15 protein-coding genes are annotated in these 15,189 nt (G+C 72.0%); 11 read left to right on the top strand and 4 right to left on the bottom strand.

What is annotated here, in order from left to right:
* Positions 1–89 precede the first annotated feature (89 nt).
* Positions 90–1,217 carry a ribosome small subunit-dependent GTPase A gene (rsgA, locus tag ACWF79_RS22415; protein WP_453729896.1) on the bottom strand — a complete coding sequence of 376 codons (1,128 nt, stop codon included), beginning with the start codon at positions 1,215–1,217 and terminating at the stop codon, positions 90–92.
* Positions 1,218–1,528: 311 nt separating this feature from the next.
* A complete protein-coding gene (locus tag ACWF79_RS22410) occupies positions 1,529–2,644 on the bottom strand; it encodes a sulfite oxidase (protein ID WP_453729895.1) in 1,116 nt (371 codons plus the stop codon).
* Between the two features lie 125 nt (positions 2,645–2,769).
* Here ACWF79_RS22410 and ACWF79_RS22405 point away from each other — a divergent pair, with 125 nt between their 5' ends.
* The gene (locus ACWF79_RS22405) at positions 2,770–3,168 is read left to right on the top strand and encodes a VOC family protein (protein WP_453729894.1); all 399 of its coding nucleotides are present in this window, start codon (positions 2,770–2,772) and stop codon (positions 3,166–3,168) included.
* Here the strand turns inward: ACWF79_RS22405 and ACWF79_RS22400 are convergent.
* Positions 3,105–3,836 (bottom strand): helix-turn-helix domain-containing protein, encoded by a 732-nt coding sequence (locus tag ACWF79_RS22400; protein WP_453729893.1) that lies wholly within the window; start codon positions 3,834–3,836, stop codon positions 3,105–3,107. The two genes, ACWF79_RS22405 and ACWF79_RS22400, sit on opposite strands and share 64 nt — an antisense overlap.
* Positions 3,837–3,858: 22 nt before the next feature.
* On the bottom strand, positions 3,859–4,974 hold the full coding sequence (locus ACWF79_RS22395) for a YihY/virulence factor BrkB family protein (RefSeq protein ID WP_453729892.1): 1,116 nt from the start codon (positions 4,972–4,974) through the stop codon (positions 3,859–3,861).
* A gap of 17 nt (positions 4,975–4,991) precedes the next feature.
* Between ACWF79_RS22395 and ACWF79_RS22390 the strand changes: the two genes are divergently transcribed.
* The 10 genes from ACWF79_RS22390 to ACWF79_RS22345 all read left to right on the top strand — a co-directional run bounded on the left by ACWF79_RS22390 (position 4,992) and on the right by ACWF79_RS22345 (position 15,019).
* The gene (locus ACWF79_RS22390) at positions 4,992–6,629 is read left to right on the top strand and encodes an acyl-CoA dehydrogenase family protein (RefSeq protein WP_453729891.1); all 1,638 of its coding nucleotides are present in this window, start codon (positions 4,992–4,994) and stop codon (positions 6,627–6,629) included.
* A gap of 222 nt (positions 6,630–6,851) precedes the next feature.
* A complete protein-coding gene (locus ACWF79_RS22385) occupies positions 6,852–8,180 on the top strand; it encodes a GAF domain-containing protein (protein WP_453729890.1) in 1,329 nt (442 codons plus the stop codon).
* Between the two features lie 383 nt (positions 8,181–8,563).
* Positions 8,564–9,133, top strand: a complete 570-nt coding sequence (locus ACWF79_RS22380; RefSeq protein WP_453729889.1) for a GNAT family N-acetyltransferase — start codon at positions 8,564–8,566, stop codon at positions 9,131–9,133.
* A 147-nt stretch (positions 9,134–9,280) separates the two neighbouring features.
* Positions 9,281–9,364, top strand: a complete 84-nt coding sequence (locus ACWF79_RS22375) for a putative leader peptide (protein ID WP_352077884.1) — start codon at positions 9,281–9,283, stop codon at positions 9,362–9,364.
* A 126-nt stretch (positions 9,365–9,490) separates the two neighbouring features.
* Positions 9,491–11,188, top strand: coding sequence for a nitrite/sulfite reductase (locus ACWF79_RS22370; protein ID WP_453729888.1), 1,698 nt, complete (start codon positions 9,491–9,493; stop codon positions 11,186–11,188).
* Positions 11,185–11,364, top strand: a complete 180-nt coding sequence (locus ACWF79_RS22365) for a hypothetical protein (RefSeq protein ID WP_453729887.1) — start codon at positions 11,185–11,187, stop codon at positions 11,362–11,364. Before ACWF79_RS22370 ends, ACWF79_RS22365 begins: the two co-directional genes overlap by 4 nt.
* On the top strand, positions 11,361–12,071 hold the full coding sequence (locus ACWF79_RS22360) for a phosphoadenylyl-sulfate reductase (protein WP_453729886.1): 711 nt from the start codon (positions 11,361–11,363) through the stop codon (positions 12,069–12,071). Before ACWF79_RS22365 ends, ACWF79_RS22360 begins: the two co-directional genes overlap by 4 nt.
* The gene (gene cysC / locus ACWF79_RS22355) at positions 12,053–12,637 is read left to right on the top strand and encodes an adenylyl-sulfate kinase (RefSeq protein ID WP_453729885.1); all 585 of its coding nucleotides are present in this window, start codon (positions 12,053–12,055) and stop codon (positions 12,635–12,637) included. The genes ACWF79_RS22360 and cysC overlap by 19 nt, the downstream gene beginning before the upstream one ends.
* Positions 12,638–12,728: 91 nt before the next feature.
* The gene (gene cysD, locus ACWF79_RS22350; protein WP_453729884.1) at positions 12,729–13,664 is read left to right on the top strand and encodes a sulfate adenylyltransferase subunit CysD; all 936 of its coding nucleotides are present in this window, start codon (positions 12,729–12,731) and stop codon (positions 13,662–13,664) included.
* Between the two features lie 2 nt (positions 13,665–13,666).
* Positions 13,667–15,019 carry a sulfate adenylyltransferase subunit 1 gene (locus ACWF79_RS22345; RefSeq protein ID WP_453729883.1) on the top strand — a complete coding sequence of 451 codons (1,353 nt, stop codon included), beginning with the start codon at positions 13,667–13,669 and terminating at the stop codon, positions 15,017–15,019.
* The last annotated feature ends 170 nt before the right edge of the window (positions 15,020–15,189 follow it).

Here is a 15,189-nt window from a genome sequence, read left to right as displayed (position 1 = left end):
GAGTCCCGGAGGGCCGGCTGGCGGTTTTCGGACACGGCGCTGTGATGGGGCGGTACGGGGCGGCCAAGCCCCGTACCGCCGGTTCGGGCCTACCAGCCCGAGTGCCGGGCGCGACCGCCGGTGCCGCCGCGCTTTGCCTCCATGGCCGCGCGGCCCTCCGCGCCCTTGCGCTTCCAGTCCTTGAGCATCTCGGAGCGCAGGCGGGCATCGGTCTTGGCGACGATCCGCTGGTTCTCGCGGAGCAGCTTGCGGTAGCTCTCGAGGCGGCGCGGTGCCAGGGAGCCGTCCTCGACCGCCGCCGTCACGGCGCAGCCGGGCTCCGCCTCGTGGGCGCAGTCGTGGAAGCGGCACTCCTCGGCCAGGGCCTCGATCTCCGAGAAGACCTGGCCGACGCCGGTCTCGGCATCCCAGAGCCCGACGCCGCGCAGACCCGGCGTGTCGATGAGGACACCGCCTCCGGGCAGCACGAGCAGGTTGCGGGTGGTCGTGGTGTGGCGGCCCTTGCCGTCCACGTCACGGGCCGCCTGGACGGACATGACGTCCTCGCCGAGGAGGGTGTTGGCGAGCGTGGACTTCCCGGCGCCGGAGACACCGAGCAGCACGCTCGTCCCGCCGGCCACCAGCGCGCCCAGCACGTCGAGCCCCTCGCCGGTCGTGGCGCTGACGGGCAGCACCTGGACACCCGGCGCCACGGTCTCCACGTCCTCGACGAGGTACGAGAGCCCGACCGGGTCGGGCACCAGGTCCGCCTTGCTGAGGACGACGAGCGGCTGCGCGCCGGACTCCCAGGCCAGGGCCAGGAAGCGCTCGACGCGCCCGAGGTCGAGCTCCACGGCGAGCGAGACGGTGATGATCGCGTGGTCGACGTTGGCGGCGAGGATCTGTCCCTCGGACCGCTTGGAGGACGTGGACCGCGCGAACGCGGTGCGGCGCGGGAGGAGGGCCCGTACGTAACGGGGGTCGCCGTCCGGGTCGACGGCGGCCCAGTCTCCCGTGCAGACGACCTTCAGCGGGTCGCGGGGCACGACGAACTCGGTGTCGGCCCGGAGGGTGCCGATCGGGGTGACCAGGTCGCACTGACCCCGGTCGACCCGCAGGACACGGCCGGGCAGGAGCCCCTGCTCGGCGTAGGGAGCGAACGCGGCCTCCCAGCTCTCGTCCCAGCCGTACGGGGTGAGGGCGTGCGAGGTCGAAGCCTGAAGAGAGGAGAAAGACAAGGGGGGTTGACCCTTCACAAGGGTGGCCCCGGCACGCGCCGCGTGGACGCGCGGAAAGGAAGGAAGGTCAGCCGGAGACCACGGAGGTGGAGTTGATGAGCTTCTGAATGCGGGCAGCGCCCGTCGTCATGACAGCCATCGGTCACACCTCCTGTTTCCCCTGCGGCGACACCGGTTCGGGTACCCGTGTCGATACCTGCGAGCGCACAGCCCCGCAGGAACGACCACACGATAGCTCCGCCCCGTCGGCTCGCGCGAGCCATTTTCCCGGGGGACGAAGGGGTCGTGGAGATCGCGGAGTTCCCCGGGGATCAGACGACGACCACCTCGACCGAGGCGACCGCGTTGCAGCCGTAGCCCTGGGCGTTCCAGGGAGCGCGTTCCGGCTGGGTGGCGCCGTGGGAGTCGGTCGCCCGGGCCAGCAGCCGGTACCGGCCGGGACGGCGCGGTGTCCACGGGTACGACCAGCCCGTCCAGGCGTACGGACCGGTGGGAGGCTCCAGTTCGGCGTCGTGCCACTCCGCGTCCGGGACGCCCTCCCCCGGCCCCGTACCGTCCTCGTCCTCGGCCCGGACCTCGACGCGGCCGACGGTCCGCCCGCCGCCCGACCAGGCCCTGCCGCGCACGACGGTCTCCGTCCCCCGCCGCAGGGCCTCGTCCTGTTCGGGCGCGGTGATGAGCGACTTGACGCGGATCGCCCCGACGGGCCCGTCGGGGGTGCCGTCCGAGGCGATGTAGACGTACTCCTCGGTCTGGAAGACGCCCGTGAAGGGGGCGGTGACGGCCCGGGCGCGGACGAGCCACTTCACGTCCGCGACCGCGTACCGTCCGGGCACCACGAGCCGGACCGGGGCGCCGTGCCGGGGCGGGAGCGGTTCGCCGTTGAGGTGGGTGGCGAGCAGGGTGTCGGGGTGCAGGGCCTCCGCGAGCGGGAGGGCGCGCTCGAAGGCGACGGGCCGCCCGTGGACGGGCCCGGTGTCCGCCCCGGCGAAGACGAACTCGACCGCCCGCGGGTCGACCCCGGCCGAGGCGGCGACCAGGTGGAAGGGCACGCCCGCGAACCGGGCGCAGCCGACCGCCCCGCGCTCCCAGGGCAGGCCCGGCGGCCGGGGGTTCATCAGGGCGCGTCCGTTGCCCGCGCACTCCAGGACGACGTCGAGCTCGCGGCGCCCGGTCCGGCCGAGGGCGACGAGCTGCTCGTAGTCGACGGTGAGCGGTGTGGTCACGGCGCCGTCGACGCGCAGCCGCCACCGGCCGGTCTCCGTGCGCGGGATGCCGAAGTGGTCCCGTACGAAGAGGGCGTCGGCGGGCGTCACCGGGGCGGTGAGCGCGGCCACGGGCGTCTGGGCGTTGTACGGCTCGGTGGTCACCGTCTCGGGTGCCCAGGCGGTGGCCCCGGGCCCCTGGGGTATGGCCGATGCGGTCATGCCGGCACCTCCGTCGGGTGCGGTCCCGCTCTCAGCGTACGTCGGGCGCCGCGCCCGCACTCTCCGGTCCGTCCGCGTCCGATTCGTACAAGACCCCGGGCGGGCGCGGTGCCTACCGTTCCCCCATGAACACTCCACGACTCGACGTCATCGGCCTTGTCGTCGCCGACATGGCCGCCTCGCTCGCCTTCTACCGGCGGCTCGGTCTCGACATTCCCGCCGAGGCCGACACACAGCCGCACGTGGAGGCCGCTCTGCCCGGCGGGATGCGGATCGCGTGGGACACCGAGGAGGTCGTCCGGTCCTTCGATCCCGGCTGGTCCCGACCCGAGGGCGGTGACCGGATCGGGCTCGCGTTCCTCTGCGGCACGCCCCGGGAGGTGGACGCCACGTACGAGACGCTCGTCGCGGCCGGGTACCAGGGGCATCTGAAGCCCTGGGACGCGGTGTGGGGCCAGCGCTACGCCGTCGTGCTCGACCCGGACGGCTGCGGGGTCTCCCTCTTCGCCCAGGCCGAGGCGTAGGCCGACAGGGTCGTACCGGCCAGCGCGCGGGTCTCGCGCGCCAGGTGGGCCTGGTCCGCGCAGCCTGCGCGGAGCGCCGCGTCGGCGTACGGGACGCCCGCCCTGATCAGGGCCAGGGCGCGCTGGAGCCGCAGGATCCGGGCCAGCGTCTTCGGTCCGTAGCCGAAGGCGTCCAGCGACCGCCGGTGCAGTTGGCGGGCGCCGAGGCCGACGGCGTCGGCGGTCTCCGCCACGGGCCGTCCGGCGGCCAGGCGGCGGGCGACGGTACGGATCAGCGGGTCGGGGTCCGGGGCGTCCGCCGCCCGGCGGACGGCGAGGGCCTCCAGGGCGGCGCCCGGGTCGGGCGTGGCGGACACCTGCTCGGCGAGCCGCCGGGCCCGCGCCTCGCCCCAGAGCGCGCCCAGGTCGACCCGCCGGTCGCGCAGGGCGCTCGCCGGTACGCCGAGCAGGGCGGGCGCGTCACCGGGTGCGAAGCGGAGGCCGGTGTAGCGGCCCGGCGCGCCCTCGGGGACGTACGCGAACGTGTCGGGGCCCGCGACGAGCAGCCGGCCGTCGTGCCACAGCAGGTCCATGCAGCCGTCGGGCAGCACGGGCACCGGGGCCTGAGGCCCTGGCGTCAGCGTCCAGACGACCGCGCCGTCGAGCACCGCGGGGCGTTCCTCGTACACCCTTCCGAGGGTAGGTGCGGTGTCAGTCCTTCTCCCAGCCGGAGTGCAGCCGTGACTTGACGTCGTCCGGGGGCAGGAAGCGCGACCAGCGTTCGGGGAACTCCGACGGCATGTCGGGGTCGTCCTCGTCCACGTCGTCCGCCTCCGCGCGCAGGCGGGCGACGAGGTCGGCTGCCTGGGCGGCGCGGGCGCGGTCGGAGGCCTCACGGGCGGCGGCGGTGGCGACCGAGGGCCAGACCCGGTCGATCGCCGCGTTCACCGCCGCGCCGACGAGCACGGCGAAGGCGGAGATGCCGATCCACAGGAGGACGGCGATGGGCGCGGCGAGGGAGCCGTAGATGGTCGGGCCCTCGACCTGGCTGGTGAGGTAGATCCGCAGCAGGAAGCTGCCGAGCACCCACATCCCGAGGGCCACCAGCGCGCCCGGGATGTCCTCGATCCACGGCGACCTGACCGGCACGGACACGTGGTACAGCGTGGTGAGGAAGGCGATGGAGAGCAGGATGACGACCGGCCAGTAGAGGACGGAGACGACCTCCGTGCCCCACGGGATCAGCTCCACCACCCGGTCGGGTCCGACGACGGCGAGCGGCAGCACGACCGCGCCGATGAGCAGCGCCACGATGTAGAGCAGGAAGGCCAGGAGCCGGGTCTTGACGATTCCGCGGTGGCCGTCGAGTCCGTACATCACGGTGATGGTGTCGATGAAGACGTTGACGGCGCGCGAGCCGGACCACAGGGCGATGGCGAAGCCGAGCGAGACGAGTTCGGGGCGGGTGCCCTGGGTGACGTCGTCCAGGAGCGGTTTGGCGATCTCGCGGACACCCCGGTCGGAGAGGACGGTCCGGGCGGCGTTGAGGATGTTCTCCTCGATGCTGGCGACCGTGTCGGTGTTGGTCCAGTCGTCGGCGTAGCCGAGGAGGGCGATGAGCCCGAGGAGCAGCGGCGGCAGGGACAGCAGGGTGAAGAAGGCGGCTTCGGCGGCGAGGCCGAGGATGCGGTACTCGATGCACGAGTTGACGGTGTCCTTCAGGAGCAGCCAGACCATCTTCCGCTTCGATACGTTGCGGTAGAGGACTCGCGCCCGGTGGAGTCGGTTCCCGGGCCGCCGCTCGGGTGTTTCTTTTGCTGCCTGCACCTCCTTACCGTATCGGCATGGCAGCCAGCACCCACACCGTGACCAACCAGCCTCCGCCCCTGGTGGGATACGACGTCTTCTCGGCGGACCGGGCCCTCGGCGAGGCGGTGGAACGCCATCTCGACCCGGACGTCTACGCCGACGCGCGCGAGGAGCTGGCCGGTTTCGGCCGGTCCGCCGGTTCGGATCAGGCGCGGGTGTGGGGGGAGCTCGCGAACACGTGTCCGCCTCGGCTGCGGACGCACGACCGGTACGGCAACCGGATCGACGAGGTCGACTTCCACCCCGCCTGGGACCGGCTCCTGGGACGGGCGGTGGGCGCCGGGCTGACGAACGCGTGGGGCCGTCCGGGTGGTCATGTGCGGCGCGCCGCGGGCTTCGTCCTCACGACGCAGATCGAGGCGGGGCACGGCTGCCCGCTGTCGATGACGCACGCGGCCGTGCCCGCGCTGCGGACGGACCCGGAGCTGGCCGCCGTGTGGGAGCCGCTGCTGACCTCGCTCGTGTACGAGGAGGGGCTGCGGCCGCCGACGGAGAAGGCCGGGGTGCTCTTCGGGATGGGGATGACGGAGAAGCAGGGCGGCAGCGACGTACGGGCGAACACGACCGAGGCGCGGCCGCTGGCCGAGGACGGCACGTATGTGCTCACCGGGCACAAGTGGTTCTGCTCGGCGCCGATGTCGGACGCCTTCCTCGTCCTCGCGCAGGCGCCCGGCGGCCTGACCTGCTTCCTGGTGCCCCGGATCCTGCCGGACGGCACGCGGAACGCGTTCGCGATCCAGCGGCTCAAGGACAAGCTCGGCAACCGGTCGAACGCCTCCGCCGAGGTCGAGTTCGACGGGACGACGTGGGCGCGCCGGGTCGGGGACGAGGGACGCGGGGTCCGCACGATCATCGGGATGGTGGCGGCGACACGGCTCGACTGTGTGCTGGGCTCGGCGGCGCTGATGCGGCAGGCGGTGGCCCAGGCCGTGCACCACGCCGCGTACCGGCGGGCGTTCGGCGGGGTGCTGATCGAGAAGCCGCTGATGCGCAACGTCCTGGCGGATCTGGCGTTGGAGTCGGAGGCGGCGACGGCCCTGGGGATGCGGCTGGCGGCGGCGTACGACACGGACAGCGAGGACGAGCGGGCGTTCGCGCGGATCGCGGTGCCGGTGGCGAAGTACTGGGTGACGAAGCGGTGTACGCCGATGGTGGCGGAGGCGCTGGAGTGTCTGGGCGGCAACGGCTACGTCGAGGAGTCGGGGATGCCCCGGCTGCTGCGCGAGTCGCCGCTCAACTCGATCTGGGAGGGCTCCGGGAACGTCCAGGCCCTTGACGTGCTGCGGGCCTTGCAGAGGGAGCCGGTGGCACTGAACGCGTTCCTGACGGAGGTCGGGAAGGCGCGGGGCGCGGACCACCGGCTGGACGGGGCGATCCGGGAGATGCTGGCGGAACTGGCCGACCTGGACGGGATCGAGGGGCGGGCGCGGCGGCTTGTGGAGCGGATGGCCCTGGTGTTGCAGGGGTCGCTGCTGGTGCGGTGGGCGCCGGCGGAGGTGGCGGACGCGTTCTGCGCCTCGCGGCTGGGCGGCGACTGGGGCACGGCGTTCGGGACGCTGCCCTCGACGCTGGATCTGGCGGCGGTGGTGGAGCGGGCGCGGGTGGAGGTCTGATCCCCGGCTCATGACGGAAAAGCGGTGGGTGGTGCTGCGCCGACACGGCACCACCCTCCGCTCGCACCACCCTCACGCACGAGAGCGGTTGCTACCAGAGTTGCAAAGGGTTGCAGGATTGCGAGACGCGTGCTTTGTCGGACGGCACGATGGGCACCAGGCTCCGGAATCCCGCAGAACCGATACAGCACACGCAGCAGCGAGGGTGGCTGGGAGAGACCGATGAAGAACACGCAGCTGAACGACACTCGGCTCGACATGAGCCGGCTCGCCGCCATGGACGCCGCCCAGGCGACCCGACTGCTGCACCAGGTACGGGAGGAGACCCTGGCCGGCCGGACGCCGCCGATCGCTCCCCGGCCGGTCATCGACGCCTCCTGGCAGCGGATGTTCCGGCTCGGTCTGGACCCGGACCAGGGCACCAGCAGTGTGTTGCTCCAGCGCGACGAGCTGGAGCAGCGGCGCCGCACGACCGTCCTCGGCGAGGTGATGCGCACCCTGAGCACGATGCTCGCCGGGATCGCGGACGCCTCGATGCAGATCATGGTGGTGACCGACGAGCAGGGCCGGGTGCTGTGGCGCGAGGGCAACCTCTCGGTGATGCGGCAGGCCAACGGCATCTGCCTGGAGGAGGGCGCGGCCTGGACCGAGCACACCACCGGGACGAACGCGGTGGGCACGGCGCTCGCCATGGGACGGGCCGTCCAGGTCCACTCGGCCGAGCACTACGTCCAGACGCTGCACAGCTGGACCTGTGCGGCGGCCCCGGTCCACGATCCGCGCGACCAGCGGCTGTTGGGGATCGTGGACGTGAGCGGACCGGCGTCGAGTTTCCATCCGTCGACGCTCGCGCTCGTCGGTTCGGTGGCGCAGCTCGCCGAGGCGGAGATGCGCGACCGCCATCTGCGGTCGATCGAGCGGCTGCGCTCGGTGGCCGCGCCGATCCTGTGCCGGGTGGGCGGGCGCGCGGTCGCGGTGGACGCGCACGGCTGGACGGCCGCGGTCACCGGGCTCGCGCCGGTGGACCGGATCGCGCTGCCGAAGTCGTTCCGGGCCGGGCGGGTATGGCTGCCGTCGCTGGGGATGTGCGCGGTGGAGCCGCTGCCGGGCGGCTGGCTGCTCCGGGTCGAGGACCGCCGGTCGGGGGCCTCGGCGGCGCCGGGCGCGGAGGCGGTCAGCCGGGTGGTGCTCGATCTGAGCCGGCCGCGCCGCTGGTCGCTGGCGGTGTTCGGGGCGGCGGGCAGCTGGTCGCAGGAGCTGAGCCCGCGCCACGCGGAGCTGCTGTACGTCCTGGCGCTGCACCGGGACGGGCGGACCGCGGCGGAGCTGGCCGAGGACGTGTTCGGCGACCGGACGAGGACGGTGACGGTACGCGCCGAGATGTCGCGGATCCGCCGCAACCTCGCGAGCGTGCTGGCCCACCGCCCGTACCGCTTCAGCGAGGAGGTCGGGGTCGAGATCGTGGGCCCGGACGACCCGGCGGACCTGCTGCCCCATTCGACGGCCCCGGCGGTCCGGTCGGCCAGGTCGGCCCGGTCGGGGCTCGCGTAGGCGAGGTCGGGACTCGGCTAGGCCAGGTCGGGGCCGGCGTAGGCCAGACCGGGACCGGCGTAGGCCAGGTCGGGGCCGGCGTAGGCCAGACCGGGACCGGCGTAGGCCAGAGCGGCACCGGCGTAGGCCAGACCGGGCCCGGCGTAGGCCAGAGCGGCACCGGCGTTAGGCCAGAGCGGGACCGGCGTAGGCCAGCCAGAGCGGGACGGGCGTAGGCCAGAGCGGGACGGGCGTAGGCCAGAGCGCGGCTCGCGTGGCCCCCCGGGCCGGCCTGGGATCTCCCCCTGTCCAGCATGCGGACAGTCGGCTCACGGTGGCGTCCGCCTGGCCCCCGGCCAGGGGCCGCCCTGGGAATCCGGTGCTCCGCATGATGCGATGAAGGCATGCGCATCACTCTCACCACCTGGTCCCTCGAACAGACCTCGCCGTCCGATCTGCGTCCCGCGACCCCGCCGGAGGGGGACGACGTCACGATCCGGCGTGCCGAGGTGCCCTCGCCCGAGTTCAGCCGCTTCCTCTATACGGCGGTCGGTGGCGACATCCGCTGGAACGACCGGCTGTCGCTGACGTACAAGCAGTGGCAGGAGATCGTCGAGAAGCCCGGGGCCGAGATCTGGGTGGCGTACGACAAGGGGACGCCGGCCGGGTACGTGGAGCTGGACCCGCAGGCCGACGGGGTCGTGGAGATCATCTACTTCGGGCTGATCCCCGCCTTCCGGGGCCGCCGGATCGGCGGGCACCTGCTCTCGTACGGCGTCCAGCGCGCCTGGGACCTGGCCGAGCGGTGGCCGGAGCGGGAGGCGACGCGGCGGGTGTGGCTGCACACGTGCTCGCTGGACGGGCCGCACGCGATGGACAACTACCTGCGCCGGGGCTTCCGCCTCTTCGACACCAAGGTGGAGGAGGTCGAGGAGTCCGAGACGCCCGGCCCGTGGCCCGGCGCGCACGCCTGAGCCTGAGCCACGGCGGAGGCGCACGTCCCGGGCCCGCGGGAGGGCCGGGGTGTGACCCACACCACACCATCTCGCCAGACGAGACAGTCATGTCCACATAGCGGACGAAGCTGGACTGGGTCCAAAGTCCCGTGACACGCTTCCGTCATGTCTGGAACTGGAATTGCCTTGGTGAGTCGGCGGCACGTCGACCTCGGCCGCATGTCCAGCGCCATGTGTTCGGCGCGCTGAGAGAACCAGCACCGCCGCGAGCACCTTTCAGACCGACCCTGCTGCGCACCGTCGCGCCATCCCCTGACCCACGTACGAGTGTGCAGGTCAGAGCCGCCCTCCCGCAGTCCCGAAGGACAAAACGCCATGGCCGCCACCCCGGAAAACTCCGCACCCGCCACGCCCCGCCGCAAGGTGAGCCGTCACCGTGGCGAGGGCCAGTGGGCCGTGGGGCACTTCACCCCGCTGAACGGCAATGAGCAGTTCAAGAAGGACGACGACGGTCTCAATGTGCGGACACGCATTGAGACGATCTACTCCAAGCGTGGATTCGACTCGATCGACCCCAACGACCTGCGGGGCCGGATGCGCTGGTGGGGTCTCTACACCCAGCGCAAGGAGGGCCTCGACGGCACCAAGACGGGTGTCCTGGAGCCGGAGGAGCTGGACGCGGAGTACTTCATGCTCCGGGTCCGCATCGACGGCGGCCGGCTGACGACCGAACAACTGCGGGTCATCGGCGAGATCTCCCAGGAGTTCGCGCGCGGCACCGCCGACATCACCGACCGGCAGAACGTCCAGTACCACTGGATCCGCATCGAGGACGTTCCCGAGATCTGGAACCGGCTCGAGGCCGTCGGCCTCTCGACGACCGAGGCGTGCGGCGACACCCCGCGCGTCATCCTCGGCTCGCCGGTCGCCGGGATCGCCGAGGACGAGATCATCGACGGCACGCCCGCCATCGACGAGATCTACCGCCGGATCGTGGGCAACAAGGACTTCTCCAACCTGCCCCGCAAGTTCAAGTCGGCCGTCTCCGGCTCGCCGCTGCTCGACGTGGCGCACGAGATCAACGACATCGCCTTCGTGGGAGTCGAACACCCCGAGCACGGCCCCGGCTTCGACGTCTGGGTCGGCGGCGGCCTCTCCACCAACCCCAAGCTGGGCGTCCGCCTGGGCACCTGGGTCTCCCTGGAGGAGGTCCCGGACGTCTACGAGGGCGTCATCTCGATCTTCCGCGACTACGGCTACCGCCGGCTGCGCACCCGCGCCCGGCTGAAGTTCCTCGTCGCCGACTGGGGCCCGGAGAAGTTCCGCCAGGTCCTGGAGGACGAGTACCTGAAGCGCAGGCTGACCGACGGCCCCGCCCCCGCGCAGCCGGCCGGACAGTGGCGCGACCACATGGGCGTGCACCGGCAGAAGGACGGCCGCTTCTACGTGGGCTTCGCGCCGCGCGTCGGCCGGGTCGACGGCGCCACCCTGACCAAGATCGCCGACCTGGCCGAGCAGCACGGCTCGGCCCGGCTGCGGACCACCGCCGACCAGAAGATGATCCTGCTGGACGTCGAGGAGGCCCAGGTCGACGCGGCGGTCGCCGCCCTGGAGGCGCTCGACCTGCAGGTCAACCCGTCCCCGTTCCGGCGCGGCACGATGGCCTGCACGGGCATCGAGTTCTGCAAGCTGGCGATCGTCGAGACCAAGGCGCGCGGCGCCTCCCTCATCGACGAACTCGAGCGCCGCATCCCCGAGTTCGACGAGCCGATCACCATCAACATCAACGGCTGCCCGAACGCCTGCGCCCGTATCCAGGTCGCGGACATCGGTCTCAAGGGCCAGCTGGTCCTTGACGACGACGGCAACCGCGTCGAGGGCTACCAGGTCCACCTGGGCGGCGCCCTCGGCCTGGAGGCCGGCTTCGGCCGCAAGGTCCGTGGCCTGAAGGTCACCTCGGCCGAGCTGCCGGACTACGTCGAGCGGGTCCTCACGCGCTTCCAGGAGCAGCGCGAGGACGGCGAGCGCTTCGCCACCTGGGCGGCGCGTGCCTCCGAGGAGGCGCTGTCGTGAGCGAGCGTGCAGCCCCGTTCTACTGCCCGTACTGCGGCGACGAGGACCTGTTCCCGCACGAGAACGGTCACGGCGCCTGGGAATGCCGGGCATGCAGTCGAGCCTTCCAGCTGAAGTTCCTGGGGCTCCTCGCCCCGGGTACTTCGAGCAAATCCGCTGGAGGGGAAGAGATATGACGACCACTCAGAGCATCACCGAGTCCACCGACCTGAAGGCGCTCGCCGAGCAGGCCGGGCGCGACCTGGAGGACGCCTCCGCGCTGGAGATCCTCCAGTGGGCGGCCGAGACCTTCGGCAAGCAGTTCTGCGTGACCTCCTCCATGGAGGACGCCGTGGTCGCCCACCTCGCCTCCCGCGCCATGCCCGGCGTGGACGTGGTCTTCCTCGACACCGGCTACCACTTCCCCGAGACCATCGGCACCCGTGACGCGGTCGACGCCGTGATGGACGTCAACGTCATCACCCTGACGCCGCGCCGGACGGTCGCCGAGCAGGACGCCGAGCACGGCCCGAAGCTGCACGACCGCGATCCCGACCTCTGCTGCGCGCTGCGCAAGGTCAAGCCGCTCGAAGAGGGCCTGACCGCGTACCGCGCCTGGGCGACCGGCCTGCGCCGCGACGAGTCCCCGACCCGGGCGAACACCCCGGTCGTCGGCTGGGACGAGAAGCGGCAGAAGGTCAAGATCTCCCCCATCGCCCGCTGGAGCCAGGACGACGTCGACGCGTACGTCGCCCAGCACGGTGTCCTCACCAACCCGCTCCTCATGGACGGTTACGCCTCCGTCGGCTGCGCGCCCTGCACCCGCCGCGTCGCGGAGGGCGAGGACGCCCGGTCCGGCCGCTGGGCCGGCCGGTCCAAGACCGAATGCGGGCTGCACGGCTGATGACCACCACTGAGAATTCCCAGGAGAATCACGTGACCGGTGCCACCATCTGGCTCACGGGCCTGCCCAGCGCCGGCAAGACCACCATCGCGTACGAGCTCGCCGGCACCCTGCGCGGCGAAGGCCACCAGGTCGAGGTGCTCGACGGCGACGAGATCCGCGAGTTCCTCTCCGCGGGCCTCGGCTTCAGCCGCGAGGACCGGCACACCAACGTGCAGCGGATCGGCTTCGTCGCCGAACTGCTCGCCTCGAACGGCGTGAAGGTGCTGGTCCCGGTCATCGCCCCGTACGAGGACAGCCGCGAGGCCGTCCGCAAGCGCCACCAGTCCGAGGGCACCCCGTACGTCGAGGTGCACGTCGCCACTCCGGTGGACGTGTGCTCCGTACGCGATGTGAAGGGGCTCTACGCCAAGCAGGCCGCAGGCGAGCTCAGCGGCCTGACCGGGGTCGACGACCCGTACGACGAGCCGCTCAACCCGGATCTGCGGATCGAGTCCCAGAACCAGACCGTGCAGGAGTCCGCGGCGCAGCTGTACGCGCTGCTCACCGAGAGGGGCTTGCTGTGAGCGACGCGTGCGCGGCCGCCGGTCCGCAGACGACGACGATGCTCGCGCCTCTGCGCCGCGCAGGCGGAGAAGCGAACGAAAGGGGTGCAGAGTGACCACCGTTGCCCATGTTCATGAGGAGACCGACAGCCCGTTCGCGCTGTCGCACCTGGACTCGCTGGAGTCCGAGGCCGTCCACATCTTCCGTGAGGTGGCGGGCGAGTTCGAGCGGCCGGTGATCCTCTTCTCCGGCGGCAAGGACTCCATCGTCATGCTGCACCTGGCGCTGAAGGCGTTCGCGCCGGCGCCGGTGCCGTTCACGCTGCTGCACGTCGACACGGGGCACAACTTCCCCGAGGTCATCGAGTACCGCGACCGGGTCGTCGCCCAGCACGGGCTGCGGCTGCACGTCGCCTCCGTGCAGGAGTACATCGACGCCGGGAAGCTGCGCGAGCGTCCCGACGGGACGCGCAACCCGCTGCAGACGGTGCCGCTGACCGAGGCGATCCAGCAGCACCGTTTCGACGCCGTCTTCGGTGGCGGGCGGCGCGACGAGGAGAAGGCCCGCGCGAAGGAGCGGGTGTTCTCGCTGCGCGACGAGTTCTCGCAGTGGGACCCGCGCCGCCAGCGCCCGGAGCTGTGGCAGCTCTACAACGGCCGCCACGCGCCCGGTGAGCACGTCCGCGTCTTCCCGCTCTCCAACTGGACCGAGCTGGACGTCTGGCAGTACATCGCCCGCGAGTCCATCGAGCTGCCGGAGATCTACTTCGCCCACGAGCGCGAGGTCTTCGCCCGCAACGGCATGTGGCTGACGGCCGGCGAGTGGGGCGGCCCCAAGGACACCGAGACGGTGGAGACGCGGCTGATCCGCTACCGCACCGTCGGTGACATGTCCTGCACGGGCGCCGTCGACTCCGACGCCACGACGCTGGACGCCGTCATCGCCGAGATCGCCGCCTCCCGCCTCACCGAGCGGGGTGCGACCCGCGCCGACGACAAGATGTCCGAGGCCGCGATGGAAGACCGCAAGCGCGAAGGGTACTTCTAGCCATGACGAGCACCACCGAGCAGTTCGCCGACGTCTCGGCGACCACCCTGCTGCGTTTCGCGACCGCCGGGTCCGTCGACGACGGCAAGTCCACGCTGGTGGGCCGGCTGCTGCACGACTCCAAGTCGGTCCTGACGGACCAGTTGGAGGCCGTGGAGGCGGCTTCCCTCAAGCGCGGCCAGGAGGCGCCCGACCTGGCGCTGCTCACCGACGGTCTGCGGGCCGAGCGGGAGCAGGGCATCACGATCGACGTGGCGTACCGCTACTTCGCGACCCCGCGCCGCCGGTTCATCCTGGCCGACACCCCGGGGCACGTGCAGTACACCCGGAACATGGTCACCGGCGCCTCGACCGCCGAGCTGGCCGTGGTCCTGGTCGACGCCCGTAACGGTGTGGTCGAGCAGACCCGCCGGCACGCGGCCGTCGCGGCGCTGCTGCGGGTCCCGCACGTGGTCCTTGCGGTCAACAAGATGGACCTCGTCGACTACGCGGAGCCCGTCTTCGCCGCGATCGCCGAGGAGTTCACGACGTACGCCTCCGAGCTCGGCGTCCCGGAGATCACCGCGATCCCGATCTCCGCGCTGGCCGGTGACAACGTGGTGGAGCCGTCCGCCAACATGGACTGGTACGGCGGCCCGACGGTCCTGGAGCACCTGGAGACCGTCCCGGTCAGCCACGACCTGACGGCCTGCCACGCGCGGTTCCCCGTGCAGTACGTGATCCGTCCGCAGACCGCCGAGCACCCGGACTACCGGGGTTACGCGGGCCAGATCGCGGCCGGCGCCTTCCGGGTCGGCGAGCAGATCACCGTCCTGCCCTCGGGGAAGACGTCCACGATCACCGCGATCGACGCGCTGGGCGAGTCGGTGGACATCGCCTGGGCGCCGCAGTCGGTGACGATCCGGCTCGCCGACGACATCGACATCTCGCGAGGCGACCTGCTCGCCCCGAGCGGTGACGCCCCGGCCACCAGCCAGGACGTCGAGGCGACGGTCTGCCACGTGGCGGACCAGCCGCTCACCGTCGGCCAGCGGGTGCTGCTCAAGCACACCACCCGCACGGTCAAGGCGATCGTCAAGGAGATCCCGTCCCGGCTGACCCTGGACGACCTCTCCCAGCACCCCGAGCCGGGGCAGCTCGTCGCCAACGACATCGGCCGGGTGAAGGTCCGTACCGCCGAGCCGCTCGCGCTCGACGCGTACGCCGACTCGCGCCGTACCGGCTCGTTCCTGCTGATCGACCCGGCGGACGGCACGACGCTCGCGGCCGGCATGGCGGGCGCGTCCTTCGCCGACGCCAAGGCCGTGACGGCCGGGGCGGACGCGGCGGGCGACGACGAGGGCTGGGACTTCTGACATGGCCTACGACGACGTCTACGGCACCTTCGCCAAGGAGGGCGGCCGCGTGGGTTCCGGCGCCCTCGGCGCGGGGAGCGGAGGTGTCGCGCGATGTGCCTGCTGATGCCGAAGCGCCGTGTACGCGGCGCGATGCCGCTCGACCCGTACCACGAACGACATAGCCGAAG

Source organism: Streptomyces sp. NPDC054975 (assembly GCF_053609105.1).
Note: the sequence above shows the minus strand (reverse complement) of the source record. Positions and strands in the feature narration are given on the sequence as shown.